The organism is Psychroflexus sediminis (assembly GCF_900099815.1).
Taxonomy (GTDB): domain Bacteria; phylum Bacteroidota; class Bacteroidia; order Flavobacteriales; family Flavobacteriaceae; genus Psychroflexus; species Psychroflexus sediminis.
Genome location: NZ_FNCW01000015.1, coordinates 19,315 through 35,947, shown reverse-complemented (window position 1 = coordinate 35,947; position 16,633 = coordinate 19,315). Strand labels below are relative to the sequence as shown.

Annotated in this window: 19 protein-coding genes; 7 read left to right on the top strand and 12 right to left on the bottom strand. The window is 38.6% G+C overall.

Going from position 1 to position 16,633, the window contains the following annotated elements; translation table 11 throughout:
• Positions 1-321 (top strand): transposase (locus BLP81_RS12425; protein ID WP_143002838.1); only part of this gene is annotated, 321 nt, incomplete at its 5' end.
• Positions 322-575: 254 nt separating this feature from the next.
• On the opposite strand, the gene BLP81_RS12420 is transcribed toward BLP81_RS12425, so the two are convergent.
• The 11 genes from BLP81_RS12420 to BLP81_RS12370 form a co-directional block, all read right to left on the bottom strand.
• Positions 576-803: a hypothetical protein gene (locus BLP81_RS12420; RefSeq protein WP_093369707.1), complete on the bottom strand. Its 228-nt coding sequence runs from the start codon at positions 801-803 to the stop codon at positions 576-578.
• Positions 796-2,070, bottom strand: a complete 1,275-nt coding sequence (locus tag BLP81_RS12415) for a beta-ketoacyl-[acyl-carrier-protein] synthase family protein (protein WP_093369702.1) — start codon at positions 2,068-2,070, stop codon at positions 796-798. Before BLP81_RS12415 ends, BLP81_RS12420 begins: the two co-directional genes overlap by 8 nt.
• A gap of 2 nt (positions 2,071-2,072) precedes the next feature.
• On the bottom strand, positions 2,073-2,513 hold the full coding sequence (locus tag BLP81_RS12410; RefSeq protein ID WP_093369697.1) for a 3-hydroxyacyl-ACP dehydratase FabZ family protein: 441 nt from the start codon (positions 2,511-2,513) through the stop codon (positions 2,073-2,075).
• Between the two features lie 12 nt (positions 2,514-2,525).
• Positions 2,526-3,308, bottom strand: coding sequence for an SDR family oxidoreductase (locus BLP81_RS12405; protein WP_093369693.1), 783 nt, complete (start codon positions 3,306-3,308; stop codon positions 2,526-2,528).
• Positions 3,309-3,386: 78 nt separating this feature from the next.
• Positions 3,387-4,439, bottom strand: coding sequence for a type III polyketide synthase (locus BLP81_RS12400; protein WP_093369689.1), 1,053 nt, complete (start codon positions 4,437-4,439; stop codon positions 3,387-3,389).
• Entirely contained in the window at positions 4,436-5,146 is a 711-nt protein-coding gene (locus BLP81_RS12395) for a methyltransferase domain-containing protein (protein WP_093369686.1), read from the bottom strand. Before BLP81_RS12395 ends, BLP81_RS12400 begins: the two co-directional genes overlap by 4 nt.
• Positions 5,143-6,258, bottom strand: a complete 1,116-nt coding sequence (locus tag BLP81_RS12390) for an NAD(P)/FAD-dependent oxidoreductase (protein ID WP_093369681.1) — start codon at positions 6,256-6,258, stop codon at positions 5,143-5,145. The genes BLP81_RS12395 and BLP81_RS12390 overlap by 4 nt, the downstream gene beginning before the upstream one ends.
• Before the next feature lie 65 nt (positions 6,259-6,323).
• Positions 6,324-7,019, bottom strand: coding sequence for a YiaD family glycine zipper/OmpA-like lipoprotein (locus BLP81_RS12385; RefSeq protein ID WP_093369678.1), 696 nt, complete (start codon positions 7,017-7,019; stop codon positions 6,324-6,326).
• Between the two features lie 2 nt (positions 7,020-7,021).
• The gene (locus tag BLP81_RS12380; protein ID WP_093369673.1) at positions 7,022-7,495 is read right to left on the bottom strand and encodes a lipocalin family protein; all 474 of its coding nucleotides are present in this window, start codon (positions 7,493-7,495) and stop codon (positions 7,022-7,024) included.
• A gap of 72 nt (positions 7,496-7,567) precedes the next feature.
• Positions 7,568-7,729: a DUF1328 domain-containing protein gene (locus BLP81_RS12375; protein ID WP_093369668.1), complete on the bottom strand. Its 162-nt coding sequence runs from the start codon at positions 7,727-7,729 to the stop codon at positions 7,568-7,570.
• A 60-nt stretch (positions 7,730-7,789) separates the two neighbouring features.
• Positions 7,790-9,766, bottom strand: coding sequence for an alpha-ketoacid dehydrogenase subunit alpha/beta (locus tag BLP81_RS12370; protein WP_093369716.1), 1,977 nt, complete (start codon positions 9,764-9,766; stop codon positions 7,790-7,792).
• Positions 9,767-9,888: 122 nt separating this feature from the next.
• Here BLP81_RS12370 and BLP81_RS12365 point away from each other — a divergent pair, with 122 nt between their 5' ends.
• From BLP81_RS12365 to BLP81_RS12350, 4 genes are all read left to right on the top strand, one after another.
• The gene (locus BLP81_RS12365) at positions 9,889-10,839 is read left to right on the top strand and encodes an isopenicillin N synthase family dioxygenase (protein ID WP_093369711.1); all 951 of its coding nucleotides are present in this window, start codon (positions 9,889-9,891) and stop codon (positions 10,837-10,839) included.
• 3 nt (positions 10,840-10,842) lie between these two features.
• Positions 10,843-11,178, top strand: a complete 336-nt coding sequence (locus tag BLP81_RS12360) for a translation initiation factor (protein WP_093369663.1) — start codon at positions 10,843-10,845, stop codon at positions 11,176-11,178.
• Positions 11,179-11,318: 140 nt separating this feature from the next.
• On the top strand, positions 11,319-12,191 hold the full coding sequence (locus tag BLP81_RS12355) for a nucleoside phosphorylase (RefSeq protein ID WP_093369658.1): 873 nt from the start codon (positions 11,319-11,321) through the stop codon (positions 12,189-12,191).
• A gap of 11 nt (positions 12,192-12,202) precedes the next feature.
• A complete protein-coding gene (locus tag BLP81_RS12350; RefSeq protein WP_093369655.1) occupies positions 12,203-13,048 on the top strand; it encodes a substrate-binding domain-containing protein in 846 nt (281 codons plus the stop codon).
• 250 nt (positions 13,049-13,298) lie between these two features.
• On the opposite strand, the gene BLP81_RS12345 is transcribed toward BLP81_RS12350, so the two are convergent.
• Positions 13,299-13,964, bottom strand: a complete 666-nt coding sequence (locus BLP81_RS12345) for a uracil-DNA glycosylase (protein WP_093369651.1) — start codon at positions 13,962-13,964, stop codon at positions 13,299-13,301.
• Positions 13,965-14,008: 44 nt separating this feature from the next.
• Here BLP81_RS12345 and BLP81_RS12340 point away from each other — a divergent pair, with 44 nt between their 5' ends.
• Both BLP81_RS12340 and BLP81_RS12335 read left to right on the top strand, forming a co-directional pair.
• Positions 14,009-16,183 (top strand): endonuclease MutS2, encoded by a 2,175-nt coding sequence (locus BLP81_RS12340; RefSeq protein ID WP_093369647.1) that lies wholly within the window; start codon positions 14,009-14,011, stop codon positions 16,181-16,183.
• Positions 16,183-16,599 carry a thiol-disulfide oxidoreductase DCC family protein gene (locus tag BLP81_RS12335; RefSeq protein WP_093369642.1) on the top strand — a complete coding sequence of 139 codons (417 nt, stop codon included), beginning with the start codon at positions 16,183-16,185 and terminating at the stop codon, positions 16,597-16,599. Before BLP81_RS12340 ends, BLP81_RS12335 begins: the two co-directional genes overlap by 1 nt.
• Positions 16,600-16,633 lie beyond the last annotated feature (34 nt).

Genomic DNA, 16,633 nt, shown 5'->3' with positions numbered 1-16,633 from the left:
ACAGGTAATTTTAATAAGTTTGATAATCCAAGAAAATTTAGCTGCCACTGTGGTTTAGCTCCTTTTCCATACCAGTCGGGAAGCAGTATTAAAGGAAAAACCAAGACTCATTTTCTGAGAGATAAATCTTTAAAATCTATTTTGACAAAGGGAGCTATCACAGCTGCACAGCATGATCCTCAGCTAAAGGCATATTACAATCGTAAGATTAAAGATGGAAAACATCACATGAGTGTAATAAACGCCATCGCTAATAAACTCGTTTTAAGAATATTTGCTGTTGCAAAAAGAGATGAACCTTTTGTGAAATTATCGGCTTAAAAATTTGTTTTTAACTTAGAATGCTCGAGTTGACATTCCAAAATCTTGTTAATCTTTGTCAGGTCGAGAAGAGTTGAGAACCGACTACATCTCGACAGAGTTTATACTGAAGTATTGAAGTACTTGATGCTAAAACAAATAAAAAGAGTCACTTTATATTAGATGAGATGCAAAAATTTCCAGAAGTTCGATTTGATATTCCTAAACCTTGTTAATCTTTGTCAGGTCAAGCCTTTCTATTCATCAAGACAGGCTCAGTCGAGACCTAGCTTTTGCTTACACCTGAAACTCTCAAACAAGAAGTTAATCCCGGTCAAAACTAGTATTAAGGATAGAGTTCCAGCCAGAATCCATTGCCATTCTGGAGCATTGCTATGTTTTAAAAAACCACTTTCTACCAAAGCAGAAAGTCCAAATCCCAGAATTGCGGTGCCTAATCCACCGAAAAACCAATAGCGTTTTTTGAGTTGTCGCTTATTCATCGTCATAAGATTTTAAAATTACACAGGCGTTGACATCCCCAAATCCGAAGCTTGCTTTGGCCAAAAGCTTTACTTTTTTTTCCAGTAATTCTCTTGGTATTTTATCTTCCTTAACCAGCTTCAAAATCTTCGGATGAATGGTTTCACAGTTGAGGTTTGGAAAAATAAATCCCCGAGACAGCTCCAAAACAGAACTCACCAGTTCTATACTACCGGCCGCTGCCAAAGCATGACCTATATGACTTTTCAAAGAATTGATATAAGGAAAATCTTTTCTTTCCAAACCCAAAGCCTTTGCCCAGTTTTTGATTTCGGTAGCATCCATGGCCGTTGCCGTGAGATGTCCGTTGATGAGGTCAATTTCTTCTGAATTTACATCAGCTTGCCTTAAGGCCTCCGATATGCAGCTTATAACCGCCGCAGAATTGGGAGCCGTCATGCTTCCCTGTTCGCGTTGACCGCCAGAGTTGAGGTGTCCTCCTAAAACTTCTGCATAGATACTGGCGCCCCTTTCTAAAGCAGACTCCAGACTTTCCAAAACCAGTGCTCCTGCACCACTTGAAGGCACAAAACCTGCAGCCGTTGCCGACATGGGCTGGGAGGCTATCTCAGGCCGGTCATTGTACTGGTGTGGTAAAATCCGTAAGGCGTCGAAACCACCCCATACGTAGGGTCCGGAGTCACTACAACTCCCAACCAGCATGCGTTTGGCCTTTCCATACTGAATACGTTCAAACCCCATCAATAAAGCTTCCGTTCCCGTGGAACAGGCTGAAGAATTGGAGGTGACCTGGTTTCCACAACCCAATTTACCACCTAAAAAGGCGCTAATCCCACTGGCCATGGTTTGCAAAACACTGGTACTTCCCAATCTTCTGACTTGCTTATCATCTATCTTATAAAAAGCTTCTCTCAATTTTTCAACACCGAGAACGCCCGTCCCAAAAATGATTCCAGTATCAATATCGAGTTCTTCGTTGATTTCCAGCTGTGCATCGGCCCAGGCTTCTTGACCTGCGATTCCCCCATAAATCAGACCCGTCGCCAAAAGCCCGCGCTGCTCTAAAGCGGTGAAGTAGTGATCCATCACATTCTGAGATACCTTTGGTACACCCCCTATCTGACAGCTGAATTTTAGCTCTTCCAGTTTTTCATGGAATTGAATCCCGCTTTTACCTGCCTTTATAGCCTCCTCAAACTGAGAAAGTCCTGTCGCATTGGGGGCAACAACGCCCATTCCTGTTATGACCACTCTTTTTTTATCCATAGTTAGGGTAAAATAACACCTGCAAGTTCACCGCTCAGCACCAAGTCTCCGGACAAATTATACATTTTGACAGAGGATTTCAATTTATTGAATCTAAAATACATTTTTTCAGCTTCCACAATCACCTTTTCGCCGGGTAAAACAGGTTTAAGAAACTCAACATTTGTTGAAGTCATCGCCAGTTTCACTTGTTCCAAATCTATATTTTCCTGATTGGATAACAGATACAGTCCAAAACTGGCCAGGCCGATCTGGGCAGCACATTCGGTAAGAATTACGCCTGGAGTGATGGGGTTATTTTTGAAATGCCCTTTGTAAAACCAGGAAGAAGCCTTAAAGGTGTAGCTCCCTTTTATAAAATTTTCTGAAATCTTATCGATGCTTTTTACATACAGAAAAGGCTCCTGGTATGGTAATTTCGAAATAATTTTGGATGATTTCATTATCATATGTTATTAGAGACTCTCACCACCATCTGCTTTGATAATACTCCCGGTAATCCAGTTAGCTTCTTCTAAGCTCAGCAGATAAACCACATTAGCGACATCTTCAGCTTGTGTCAATCGCTGAAAGGGATTTCGCTTTTCAGTACTTGCTTTCAATTCTTCATGACCAGGAATCATCTGGAAAGATTGAGTTTCCACCATTCCCGCCTGAATGCAGTTGGCTGTGATTTCATACTCAGCAAACTCTGTAGCCATATATTTCATCAAGGTTTCCAGGCTTGTTTTGGCCACTGAAACAGCGGCATAATGTTTCCAAACCCGTTGATTTCCTTCGCTTGTAAAAGCTAACAGCCTTGTATTGGTTGCAAAACAGCCAGCTTCCAGAATAGCTTTAGACCAGTCGTAAAAACTATAAGCCATGGCATTGACTGTGATTTGCAAATCGGTTTGATTGAGAGGTGAATCGCCTGTCATAGCTTTCAGGTTTCCTTTGGCGATGCTATGAAGCAGCAGTTTAATTTTACCGGATTCACCGAGGAGTTCTGGAAGCTGACTTACAAATTCCTTTCTTTTTTCTGAATTTGTGGCGTCCAGATTAAATGTTTTGAGATCGACTCCGCATTGCTTAATGACTTCAAATTTAGCTTCAATTTCAGGTAAATCACTTCTTCTATCTCTGTGGATGATCAGTATGTGCCAACCTTTCTGAGCTAATTTCAAGGCTGAAGCATATCCAAGACCCTGACTCCCTCCTAAAACCAGGGCGTAATGTTTAAGTGATGAGTTGGCCATAAGCTAAATATTATTTAATGTTTAATCTTATCTGTATTAGATTCCGAAGTACCGGTCGGAATGCATATAGAAAACAGGTTACCATTCTAAAAGAATGCGCTGAGCTGAGAATCCTGGTCCGAAACTCAGCATCAATCCCTTCTCCCCTTTCTCGATTGGTTTTTTCATCATGCGCTCCAGCACGTAAAGCACAGTTGCGCTACTCATATTTCCGAAAAGCCTCAGCACTTCCTTGGTATCGTCTATATTTTTACCCATAGCCCCAAAAAGAGCCTCCACGGTATTGATAATTTTCTTACCTCCGGGATGAAAGATAAGATGATCTATATCTTCGATTTTCAGATGATGGTTTTCTAAAAAAGGATGAATTATCTGTGGAAAATGTTCACTGATTTTCTCAGGCACATCGATGTCGAGTACCATTTTCAGCCCGGAATTGGTCAGATCGAAGCCCATCATATGGGTATCGTTGTAAAAATGATACATGGATTCTCCCAATACTTTAGGCCCCCTGCAGGCCTCTTCTGAACTCATCAACACACAGGCAGCGCCATCCCCAAAAATAGCGGAGCTCACCATGTTTGCCATCGATTTATCATTGAGCTGGAAGGTAGCCGTAGGGGCTTCAAATGAAACAATAGCTGCTCGTTTACCGGGATTCGCCTGAAGAAATTGCTTGGCGTAAATCATACCCGAAATACCAGCTGCACAACCCATTTCTGTCACCGGAAGCCTAACGATATCCTGTCTGAGGTCTAAATCATTGATAAGAAAAGCATCTAAAGATGGAATCATTATTCCTGTACAACTCACCGTGATGATGTAATCCAGGCTTTGGCCTAACCATCCCGCCTGATGCAATGCTTTTTCTAAAACCTTTTTCCCCAAGATTTTAGCCTCCCGAGTGTAAATTCGGTTTTTATCTTCAAATGAGGTCGCCGAAAAAACCTCCTCCGGATCCATGATGGAATAGCGCTTGTCGACCTTGGCCCCTTCATAAATTTTGATAACTTTTCTCCTGAACCTTTCATCTTCATTCGACAGCCACATTTCCACAAATGGAATTATATCCTTGGTTTCCTTGTAATACTGTGGAGTCTGTGTGGCAACTGTATCTATTTTTACACTCATGAGCTATAAATTATCCACTGGTATCGAAATGCCCAATACCATGTGATGTGGTGCTTTAAATTTAATTCTTTGGCAAAATTTTCTAAATCTTCTGAGGTAAACCCTCTTAAAATAGAAGTTAAACCATCTTTTCTTGCAATATCTGAATTTACAAAGACTGAACAATATAATTCAAATAACCTATAGGCTACTTTGCTTCTGTGTAAATCGTTGATAACCAGACCCAAACTAGCTTTATCTGAAAGAATTGGTACTAATTTTTTTATAAACTTATTTTCAAAATGGTGAAGAGTCAGACAACAGGTTATAATATCGGCCTCAAAATCATCAAAATCTTCGCTAAACACATCGATTACTCTGTAAGAAATATTCTTATAATCTCTGGACCACTCTCTGGCCACCTGTATCGTATGCGGATTGGCATCTATACCGATGAGTTGAACGTTAATACCTTGTTTTTTGGCCCATTTAGATATTTGTCTTAACGCATCTCCGCTTCCACATCCCAAATCTGCAATGACAAGATGTTTTCGGGGATGATTTTCTAAAAGTTTCTGAATGCCTTTGATGGTGACGCGGTGTCCACCGAGTTTGGCGTTGATCTTATCGATCGTCTCAAGGACGCTTTTGAGCTCATCCCCCTTAAAATCAAACTTATCCATGATTTCAGCCTCCTTGCTTCGAGTTATGGTGGAGATTTGTTTCATAAAATCGGCTTTCCGTGGGTTTGTTGAATCATTTTCTTGAGTAAATAAGGCGATTTGGAAACAGCTAACATGCCGATGTTTGTGAGTTTTGGTTGTAAAAGTATATTCTGAAATAAGGAACCGAAAATAAGTCTTTTGCGAAAAGTCTGCTTCCAGATTTGTGTATAATTTTTTTCTAGCTGATATCTGCTCCGATGATTTTTATAATTTTTGATTTCATCTGAAAGCAGTTTAGCCGAGTGTATCGCCATGGCCATGCCGTTTCCACAAAGCGGATGAATGAGTCCGGCAGAATCTCCGGCCATCAACATATGATTTTCAACCGCATTTTTATTCTGAAAAGACACCTGTGAAATCGCCAGATGCTTATCAAAAAGCAAGTCAGCATTATTGAGGAAGGAATTCAGTTTAGGATTTTGAGCTACAATATTTTTATTGAAATCTTCAACAGACCTTTCCTGTTTGAAGCTATCGTAATGTGCTAAATAACAAAAATTGACCGCACCCGTTTCAGTTTTGGATAGCCCGGAGTATCCGCCCTCAAAATTATGAAGCTGTACTTCTCCGTCAGGAAAATCATCGTTTTGATAATGGGCTTTAATACCAATCCAGGGCGTTTTGTTATGGATAAAATCCCTGTCTAATTTTTTATCTAAGGTGGAGCGCTTTCCAAAACTTCCAATAGCCAGTTCAGCGTAAAATTCAGCTGAATGGGTTTTGATGCAAAAGTGATGATCTTCAAAAGCAACATCAGTCACGGTTTCAAATTTAAATTCAACGCCACTGGATTTCGCTTTCTCATACATGAGATTGTCCAAAGCATATCTGGACATTCCAAATCCACCAAGAGGAAGTTCAACCCTGACTGAATTTCCTTTACGATTGCTTAAGACTAAGCGCTGGATTTGATCGGCTTTGGTTTTACTGATGTCGACACCAAGCCGTTTTAAGTAAGGTAAAACTTCATTGGAAACGTATTCACCACAGACCTTATGTTTAGGATATTCATCTTTTTCAATGAGTAAAACTTCAAACCCATTTATAGATAAATCTATGGCTGAAGTTAATCCTGCTAAACCACCACCAATAATTATAACATCATAAATATTCATCGTTGAAATTTAGGCATAAAAAAAATCCTAATGCAGCATTAGGATTTTCTTCTCAATTATTTTAATTACTGAGCCTTTTCACGGGCCTCTTCCTTCAATTCTTCGCTGGCAACGATAGCCAGTTCAACTCTTCTGTTTTTGGAGCGTCCAACTGCCGTTGAATTATCATATTTAGGCTGTTCTTCACCATACCAGTTGGTTTTGATTCTAGAATCCTCAATTCCATTACTGATCAAATAATTGGTCACCGCTTGAGCGCGTTCCTTCGACAACTGCATATTATAACTTTCGCTTCCTGTAGAGTCTGTATGTCCCTCAACAATGATATTTGTTTTAGGGTATTTTTGAAAAATATTAATCAATTTCAACAGTGAAATTTCAGATTTCCCACTGATGTTTGCTTTATCGGTAGCAAAATAAACACCAGAATTTTCATCGAAAGTAACGTTGATACCTTCACCTACTCTGGTTACTTCTGCTCCCGGAATTTCTTGTTCTATTTCTTTGGCCTGTTTATCCATTCTGTTGCCAATATAGGCACCAGCGGCACCACCAACTACACCACCGATAATAGCTCCGAGAACCGTATTGTCTCCATCCCCTACATTATTACCGATAACACCGCCAATCACTGCACCACTTGCGGCACCTACAGCACCTCCGCGCTGAGTTTTATTGGTGTTTTTTGTAGCCTCACAGGAGCTAAATAAAAAAGCAAAGGCAACTAATATTATTAATGATTTATTCTTAAAGTTTCTCATAATTATAATTTTGAAAATGTCATTTCTATTGTTATTTCTTCTCCTTTAAACATAGCGTTTTGCTCCCATACCATTTGACTTTCTAACAAAGATTTAATTTTTATCCTAGTTCCTGTATCAACCTTTCTGGCTTTTTGCCCCGTCGTTATCTTTAACAACATCTCGGGACTGAAATTCTCGGCTGTTGTTTTATCAACATACCATTTAAACTGCTGTTCAGTTTTGATGCAATTGTTTCCGTCTAAAGTAAAACTCCCTGTACTGTTATTTGGAATAAATTTCCACACTGAATTCTCAAAACAAGAGGCTGAGGAAAGATTAAAGAGTTCTACATCAAATAAGCCTGAAGCATCTGGATAAGAAATGGATTCTAAAACCCAATCTCCTTTAAAGTCTTTCTCCACTTGATTGGCCAGATAAGCAGGACCGCATGACGTGATTAAAAAAGCAACTACAATCGTTAAAATATATTTCATAAGTGATTTAATAAGTTAAAATAAAAAATCCGTAAATCTATATCAAAAATAAACTTACGGATGTATGATCGTCTATCGTCTGAAAAGTTTTCCGATAAGCGAGATGATAAATAAGACAATAAAAATGTAAAAGATGATTTTAGCTATATCGGCAGCGCCTTCAGCAATTCCACCGAAACCTAAGACGGCGGCAACTAATGCGATAACAAGAAATGTAATTATCCATCGTATCATAATGATCTTTTTTATGGTTCAATTTCTAAGTTACATGTATATTTCGGGATTAAGGCTTTTTTAGTATTTATTTAATGTTATCAAGGCCTCTTCAAATTTTGATTTCCCCAGATATTGATTTTCCAGGTTTTTAGCAAAAGGAATAGGAGTCGATAAGCTTGCTACGCGTTTTATTGGGGCGTCCAAATATTCAAAACAATGTTCAGAGATAAGCGCTGAAATATCTGAAGCTATTCCTCCAAATAAAGAATCTTCCTGAAATATAATGACTTTTCCTGTTTTCTTTACAGAGGCAAAAATGGCTTCTTCATCCAGAGGGGACAAAGTTCTTAAATCAATGAGTTCTACAGAAATGTCAGGGTACTGCTTTAAAACATCTAAAGCCCAGTGAACAGCAGCACCGTAAGTAATGACTGTAAGTTTATCGCCTTCCTGTACTCTATTGGCTTTTCCAAGTTCTATAGTGAAATAATCATCTGAAACTTCCCCTCTAATGCTTCTGTACAGCGCTTTATGTTCAAAAAACAAAACCGGATTAGGATCTTGGATAGCTGCTATCAATAAGCCTTTTGCATCTTGTGGGCTTGAGGGATAAACAACCTTCAATCCTGGTGTTTTGGTAAACCAGGCCTCATTGGTTTGGCTATGGAAAGGTCCTGCACCTACTCCTGCTCCACAAGGCATGCGTATCACCACATCTGCATTCTGACCCCAGCGGTAATGAACTTTAGCCAGGTAGTTCACCAAGGGGTTAAATCCAGATGTCACAAAATCACCAAATTGCATCTCAACCACCGACTTTATTCCTTTTATGGAAAGCCCCATCGCTGCTGAAATAATAGCCGACTCACAAATAGGCGTGTTTCGAACTCTTTCTTTTCCAAACATTTCTAAGAAACCTTCCGTAATTTTAAAGACACCACCGTATTCTGCAACATCCTGCCCCATAATGACCAAATCCTCGAATTTTTCCATGCTTTGCTTCAAGCCATCAGAAATAGCATCGATAAAACGCAGTTCGGTTTTCCGGGGAGAAGGCAGTTGCCCATTAAACTCATATAGCTTAAAAACATCTTGCAATTCGGTAGCTTCATCAGCTTCTACTTCCACTTCTTTGTTGGCTAACTTGAGGTGTTCATCGATTTCTGATTTTAACTCTGACTTTATTGAAGAAATTTCCCTTTCTGTCAAAAATTTGGATTCCAAAAGGAAGAGCTCATAATTATCTACAGGATCTAGTTTTTCCCAGTGTTTCATCAACTCATCTGGCACGTATTTGGTACCGCTTGCTTCTTCATGTCCTCTTCTTCTAAAGGTTTTAAATTCAAGCAGTACAGGTTTCGGATTTTGTCGTATACGTTCTGTAATTTCACTGACTTTGGTAAACACCTCTACGATATTATTTCCATCGATAATGTGCGATTCCATGCCGTAGCCCACGGCTTTGTCTGCAATGTGTTCACAATTAAACTGCTCGTTTGTTGGTGTTGAAAGCCCGTAGCCGTTATTTTCTACACAAAATAACAGGGGCAGCTGCCATACCGATGCAACATTGAGCGCCTCATGAAAATCACCTTCACTCGTTCCTCCTTCACCAGTAAAAACAGCGGTCACAGAACTTTCATTTTTCAGCTTATGCGCTAGACCAATGCCATCCGCGACGCCCAGTTGTGGCCCTAAATGAGAAATCATACCGATAATTTTAAACTCCTGAGTCCCAAAATGAAAACTTCGATCTCTTCCTTTTGTAAATCCATTCAGTTTGCCCTGCCATTGAGAAAACAAACGATACAGAGGAATATGTCGTTCGGTAAAGACACCGAGATTCCTGTGCATCGGTAAAATATATTCATCTGGTAATAAAGATTTTGTCACTCCTACAGCTATAGCCTCCTGACCAATACCGGAAAACCATTTTGAAATTTTGCCTTGCCGTAAAAGCACTAGCATTTTTTCTTCGATAAGACGGGGCTTTAAAATGCTTTTAAATAAATCAATGTGTTGATCTTTGGATATAGAATGATGTTCAAATTTCATAAACTGTATTTTAACTGGCTTTCCAAATGTATCATAATGAAAACTTTTAATTATTAAGATTCCTAAAATTCTTGTTGAAGAAAATTCATTAAATTTGTCTTTCAAAATTTTTTTTTATGTCCATGACAAATATTCCTAGTGTGAATCTTGCAGATTTTTTATCTGAAGACCCTAAAAGAAAACAAAAGTTCGTCGATGAAATTGGTTCAGCCTACGAAGAAATTGGCTTTGTCGCCTTAAATCATCATTTTTTAGACGAAAAATTGGTAGATGAATTATATACTCAGGTCCAGGCTTTTTTCAATCTCCCAGAAGAGACCAAAAAGAAGTATGAACGTGAGGATTTGGGGGGACAGCGCGGCTATGTTTCCTTTGGTAAAGAACATGCCAAAGGAAAAAAAGAGGGAGATCTTAAGGAGTTTTGGCACTTTGGCCAAGAACCTGATGAGGATGCGGATTTAAAAGAAGACTATCCAGAAAACATTGAAGTCAAAGAATTACCCAAGTTCAATGAAGTGGGAATGCAAGCCTACGACATGCTAGAAAAAACAGGGATTTATGTGCTAAGAGCATTAGCCCTTTACATAGGTCTCAACGAATATTATTTTGACCATTGGGCTAAAAATGGAAACTCCATTTTGCGACCAATCCACTATCCCCCGATTGAAACTGAACCCAAAGGCGCTGTGAGAGCAGGTGCACATGGAGACATTAACCTCATCACCTTACTTATGGGAGCCTCTGCAGGAGGTTTGCAGGTAAAACGCAAGGATGGAGAGTGGATTGATGCCAAACCTAAAGAAGACGAACTCGTCATCAACGTTGGGGATATGCTAGAAAGACATACCAATAATAAATTGAGATCCACCATTCACAGGGTTGTAAACCCTCCTAAAGAAGAGTGGGACAAACCCAGATATTCTATCCCCTTTTTCTTGCACCCTAGAAGCGATATGCGCCTAGACTGTCTTGAAGAATGTATCGATGAGAATAATCCAAAGCAATATGAAGATATTACTGCAGGAGAATTTCTTCATCAACGCCTGGTAGAAATAGGACTGATAAAAAAATAAATTATGGATCTTAAAGATCAGTTGAAAGATTTATTTCCAGATCACGAACCTCAGGAAGAAGAAAAAACAGCTTCAAAAAGTGATAAGCTCAATATCTGGCTTCAATCCGATCCGTTAATTTGCGAATTTTCGAAAAGAAAAGGCAAAGCGAATACCTTGATAAAAGGCTATTCTGGAGCTAAGAAAGATTTTCAGAACCTGACCAAATACCTGAAAAAAGAGATTGGCGTTGGTGGAAGTCATAAAAATGAAGAAATCATCATTCAGGGCGACTACCGGGAACAGATCATGAGCTTATTAAAAGATCTTGGTTTTAACGTGAAACGCGTTGGGGGTTGAGACAGATTTCTTTTCAGTAAACCAGCCTGGTTCATGATTTATTTTTTGTAAATCAACAGAAGAGCTTATCTTGATTAGAGTCTCTCATAAACTATAACACAAGACTGGATATTCAAATTCCATCTTCAAAACTATAACGCATGCCTATAGCATCTTCAGAATTAATCTTAAATCCGGACGGAAGTATTTATCACCTCAACCTTAAGCCTGAGAATATTGCTGATATAATTATAACTGTTGGCGATCAGGATAGAGTGGCTAAAGTGACTTCATATTTTGATGAAATCATTTTCGAAACTCAAAAACGGGAATTCAAAACACAGACAGGTTTCTACAGGGGTAAAAAAATGACCGTTATTTCTACTGGAATTGGGATCGACAATATCGATATTGTCCTTAACGAATTGGATGCCCTTGTCAATATTGATTTTGAAACCCGGGAAATAAAACTAAGACATCATAAACTTAATATCATAAGAATAGGAACCTCAGGTGGAATCCAACCTCATGCTGAGCTGGACAAATTCATCATGAGTGAAGCTGGTGTTGGTTTTGACGGCTTACTGCACTATTATAAAAACGATATTACCAATAAAGAAGCTACAAAAGCACTTCATGCGCATTTGAAGGTGTCTTCAAAAAAGCCTGAGCCTTATATTGTTGATGCAGATCCTGATTTGATGACTCTTTTCAACACCGATGAGAAGGTGATTCCAGGGTATACAGGTACAAATTTAGGTTTTTACGGCCCGCAGGGGAGAACACTGAGGCTGGAAACCGAGGATGCTGATTTTATAGATCAATTGGTTGATTTTAGATTTCAAGACAAATCGATCACCAATTTAGAAATGGAAACCAGCGCGATCTATGCACTGTCTAAACTCCTTGGACACGGGGCTTTGTCTATGAATGCGATAATTGCTAACAGATCCACAGGAAACTTCAGCAAAGACCCAAAGGCGACGGTCGACTCCCTTATTCAATTTACTTTAGATAAACTTTCTAAACTTTAGAAAATCAATTTATGAGGAAACTAAAAATCGGCGGAGTTCCAGAACACTTCAATTTGCCTTGGCATTTATGCATTGAAAATGGCGATTTTAAAAAAAATAAAATCGACGTGTCCTGGATTGACTTTCATGGGGGTACTGGTGAAATGAGTGAAGCTCTGAAAACTGGAGAAGTGGACATAGCTGTGATGCTCACCGAAGGCTCAATCAAAGAGATCTGTGACGGCAGCCCCTTTAAAATAATCCAGACTTATATCAAGAGTCCGCTGATGTGGGGGATTCACGTCCATGCAGACTCTGATTTTCATAAAATTGAAGATTTAAAAAATCAAACTGCAGCTATCAGCCGGTTTGGCTCTGGATCTCATCTGATGACATACGTGCATGCACACAATCAAAATTGGAATACAGAACATTTGGATTTTAAAATCACACAAAACCTGGCTGGTGCAAAATCATCTTTAACTGATGGAACTTCAGACTACTTTCTTTGGGAGCATTTTACGACAAAACCTCTGGTAGACGAAGGTATCTTCAGAAGACTTGGCGATGAACCTACCCCCTGGCCATGTTTCGTCATTGTAACAACACATGAATTTTTAAAAGCAAACTCTGAATTGGTTACTGCTTTACTGGAACCTCTAAATCAAAAAAGCAAAACTCTAAAGTCTTTTCATAATATTCAAGAAAGAATTTCTGAACGTTATCACTTGAAAACTAAAGATGTAAGAAACTGGCTTTCTATTACGGAATGGAGTCAAAGGCAAATTTCGGAACGCGATGTTCATTTAACTCAAAAAAAGCTAAAAGAACTGAATCTTATAAATCAAGAAAAATCTTATTCTGAATTTATTTTTTAAAAAGAATACGCAACCATTCAATTTATTTTGCGTCTTATAACTGAAATTACTTTATCCTAAAAGTCGATACTCATGATATTAATACCAATCATCGCAGTTCTAGTCTTAATCAACTTATTACTACTCAAATTTAGCTGTGATTCCGGAGATTCCACAACTAGAATTTCAAGAAAGAAACTTAAGGTCAATACCCCTAAAATTTGGTCTCAGCAAGAATCCAATTCAGATCCAATTTTTGCTGATAAATAAATCACCATAGAATGGGTACTTCGTTCTGCTTTTTTAAAATCTTATTTGTTTGACTAAAATGCTTATTTCCAAACCAGTAGCCTCTATTTGCGCTTAAAGGTGAGGGATGACCTGAAGTAAGAATATGATGTTTTGAAGCATCGATAAGCTGGGCTTTCTTTTTAGCAAAACCTCCCCATAGCAAAAATATGATTCCTTGTTTCTCGCTAGACAGCTTTTTAATCACTTCATCCGTGAAGATTTCCCAGCCTTTTTTCTGATGACTTCCAGGCCCATTAGCCCTAACCGTTAGTGTGGCATTGAGCAAAAGAACACCTTGATGAGCCCAGCTTTCCAAATTACCATTAGGGGACAGGGCAATATTTAAATCGTCTTTCAATTCTTTATATATATTGAGAAGAGACGGTGGCATCGGAATTCCTTTTGGCACCGAAAATGAAAGTCCATGAGCTTGTCCCGGTCCATGATAGGGGTCTTGACCGAGTATGACGACTTTCGTCTTGTCAAAAGGACAGAATTCAAAGGCATTGAATATATCGGAGCCTTTTGGATAGCAGGTATGGTTTTTATATTGTGATTTTACAAACGCAGTAAGCGATTTAAAATAAGGCTTTTCAAATTCATCTTTTAAGATATTTTTCCAAGTTTCTTCAATCTGAACCTCCATTTATTATGCGTATTTTTGTAAAACTACGAATGTAGAATTTTAGTATGATAAAAATTAGCGAAAAAGCCTTAATAGATTTAGAATTTCCAACAGTTTGCTCTCAGTTGGGCCATTACTGCATTACAGATAAGGGACAGGAAAAAGCTCTAAAACTCAAACCCTATACCAGTTATAAGTCCATTTATTTTCACCTGCAGCAGACCGAAGAATATAAATCTTCGGCTTTGCAGGAAAAACCAATTCCCAATCATGGATTCGAAAGTGTAGATGAAGCTGTCAAAATATTGAATATCGAAGGTTCTGTATTAGAACTCAATGGATTTCGTAAAATTCTGAATCTCTCTGAAACCGTCAACATTCACATCACCTATTTTAAGAAATACAAAGAATTATACCCCAATCTTTATCGATCTACACAGCCTATAGAATATACCACCGCCATTGTAGACGAGATACGCCGAATCCTCGATAAGTTTGGAGATATTAGAAATGATGCCACACCAGAACTTTTCAAAATTCGAAAAGCCATAAATGTTGCTAAGGGAAAAATAAACTCTAGTTTTTCTAAAGCTTTATCTAAATACAGCAGCTATGGATATCTCGATGACATAAGGGAATCTGTCGTCGATAGTGTACGCGTTTTGGCGGTGACTGCCATGCACAAAAAAAAGGTAAAAGGCAGCATGCTGGGGAGTTCCAAATCTGGTAACATCGTGTATATCCAACCAGAAGAGACTCAGCAGTCTGAACGAGAATTGGATGAGGCTGAATATGAGGAAAAAGAGGAAGTCAACAGAATTTTGAAAGCATTGACCAATTTTCTAAGACCTTATGCAGAACTGTTAAAAGAATACCAGAATTATTTAAGTGAAATTGATTTGATTTCAGCAAAAGTGAAGTATGCAGAACTTTACGATGGTCTACTTCCGAAAATTTCTACCGAGAAAGAAATTTATCTCAAAGACGCTTATCATCCACTGCTTTTGATCAACCATAATGAAATAAATAAGAAAACCTATCCACAAGATATTACCTTAAATGAATCGCAACAAATTATTGTAATTTCTGGTCCGAATGCGGGAGGAAAAAGCATTACCTTAAAAACCATTGGATTGGTTCAGATCATGCTACAGTCAGGTATGCTGGTTCCTGTTCACGAATATTCCAGAATTTGCTTTTTTGATAAAATTCTCACCGATATTGGAGATAACCAAAGTATTGAAAACCATTTAAGCACGTATAGTTACCGATTGAAGAACATGCGAAATTTTTTAAAAGCTTGTGATGACAAAACTTTATTTCTCATTGACGAATTTGGGACAGGCTCAGATCCAGAACTTGGCGGTGCTTTAGCGGAAACTTTTCTCGAAGTTTTTCACGAGAAGAAAGCTTACGGCATTATAACCACGCATTATGCCAATTTGAAAATGATGGCCAATGAAAATCCTGAAATTGTCAATGCAAATATGGCTTTTGACAGTTATACGATGGAACCACTATTCGAATTAAAACTCGGAGAGGCCGGTAGTTCATTTACATTTGAAGTCGCTCAGAAAAACGGAATTCCGTTCAGCTTAATCAATAGGGCCAAGAAAAAAGTAGAGCGTGGTAAAATCAGATTTGATAAGAGTATTGCCAAATTACAGATGGAGCGTTCTAAACTGGCCAAAACAAATTCAGAATTAAAGTCAAAAACCGATGAAACTAGAAAAGAGCAGGAAAAACTGGATGAAATCAATTCTAAAATTCAGCAGAAATTAGAAAGCTATCAAGAGCTTTACGATAGCAATCAGCGTATGATTGGTATTGGTGAGAAAATTGATAAAATCGGTTTGCAGTATTTCAACAACAAAAATAAAAAGCTGTTGTACACCAATGTCCTGAAAATCATTGAGCGTGAGAACTCCAAACGCGTCAAGCAAACCCGCAAGGAGGAAAAAGCCCAGAGAGAAAAAGAAAAAAAGGTAAAAGAAGAAGCTCAGGAGAAGGTTGAAAAAATAAGAACCAAAAAGAAAAAAGAAAAGATTAAGGACGAAGAAAATGCCTCTAAAACCCCGGATAAGCCTAAATTAAAAGAAGGGGATTCTGTACGAATGCAGGATGGCAGAGCGGTGGGAACCATCGATAAATTTGAAAAAGGAAAAGCAGTTGTCAACTACGGTATGTTTACCACCAGCGTATCCGAAGAGCAACTTGAACTTGTAAAACGCGCTAAATAATGGACATACCCGAAAATAAAAAAATTGTGTTATTTGATGGCGTTTGCAATTTTTGCAATGCTTCAGTGAGATTCATCATCAAAAGAGATAAAAAGGATAAGTTCAGGTTTGCCTCTTTACAAAGTGATCTTGGTCAAAAATTAACACGTGAACGGGGTATCGACACCTCAGAAATCGATTCTATCATTTTGATCGATCCCGGAAACGCTTATTATATCAAATCTACTGCAGCACTGGAAATCTGTAAAGACTTAAGCGGACTCTATCCGGCCTTACGCCTGTTTTTGGTTTTGCCCGAAGGATTTAGAAATTTGATTTACGATTTTGTAGCGCGACATCGCTACCAGTGGTTTGGCAAGTCCGAAACCTGTCCCATGCCGTCTGAAGAAGAACAATCCAAATTCTTAGATACCTAAAACAACATGCCCCCGATGCAAAAGCATAGGGGGC

Coding starts and splice junctions, on each gene's coding strand:
- BLP81_RS12420 (WP_093369707.1), bottom strand. CDS start 803: ATGAATAAGCGACAACTCAAAAAACGCTATTGGTTTTTCGGTGGATTA.
- BLP81_RS12415 (WP_093369702.1), bottom strand. CDS start 2,070: ATGGATAAAAAAAGAGTGGTCATAACAGGAATGGGCGTTGTTGCCCCC.
- BLP81_RS12410 (WP_093369697.1), bottom strand. CDS start 2,513: ATGAAATCATCCAAAATTATTTCGAAATTACCATACCAGGAGCCTTTT.
- BLP81_RS12405 (WP_093369693.1), bottom strand. CDS start 3,308: ATGGCCAACTCATCACTTAAACATTACGCCCTGGTTTTAGGAGGGAGT.
- BLP81_RS12400 (WP_093369689.1), bottom strand. CDS start 4,439: ATGAGTGTAAAAATAGATACAGTTGCCACACAGACTCCACAGTATTAC.
- BLP81_RS12395 (WP_093369686.1), bottom strand. CDS start 5,146: ATGAAACAAATCTCCACCATAACTCGAAGCAAGGAGGCTGAAATCATG.
- BLP81_RS12390 (WP_093369681.1), bottom strand. CDS start 6,258: ATGAATATTTATGATGTTATAATTATTGGTGGTGGTTTAGCAGGATTA.
- BLP81_RS12385 (WP_093369678.1), bottom strand. CDS start 7,019: ATGAGAAACTTTAAGAATAAATCATTAATAATATTAGTTGCCTTTGCT.
- BLP81_RS12380 (WP_093369673.1), bottom strand. CDS start 7,495: ATGAAATATATTTTAACGATTGTAGTTGCTTTTTTAATCACGTCATGC.
- BLP81_RS12375 (WP_093369668.1), bottom strand. CDS start 7,729: ATGATACGATGGATAATTACATTTCTTGTTATCGCATTAGTTGCCGCC.
- BLP81_RS12370 (WP_093369716.1), bottom strand. CDS start 9,766: ATGAAATTTGAACATCATTCTATATCCAAAGATCAACACATTGATTTA.
- BLP81_RS12365 (WP_093369711.1), top strand. CDS start 9,889: ATGACAAATATTCCTAGTGTGAATCTTGCAGATTTTTTATCTGAAGAC.
- BLP81_RS12360 (WP_093369663.1), top strand. CDS start 10,843: ATGGATCTTAAAGATCAGTTGAAAGATTTATTTCCAGATCACGAACCT.
- BLP81_RS12355 (WP_093369658.1), top strand. CDS start 11,319: ATGCCTATAGCATCTTCAGAATTAATCTTAAATCCGGACGGAAGTATT.
- BLP81_RS12350 (WP_093369655.1), top strand. CDS start 12,203: ATGAGGAAACTAAAAATCGGCGGAGTTCCAGAACACTTCAATTTGCCT.
- BLP81_RS12345 (WP_093369651.1), bottom strand. CDS start 13,964: ATGGAGGTTCAGATTGAAGAAACTTGGAAAAATATCTTAAAAGATGAA.
- BLP81_RS12340 (WP_093369647.1), top strand. CDS start 14,009: ATGATAAAAATTAGCGAAAAAGCCTTAATAGATTTAGAATTTCCAACA.
- BLP81_RS12335 (WP_093369642.1), top strand. CDS start 16,183: ATGGACATACCCGAAAATAAAAAAATTGTGTTATTTGATGGCGTTTGC.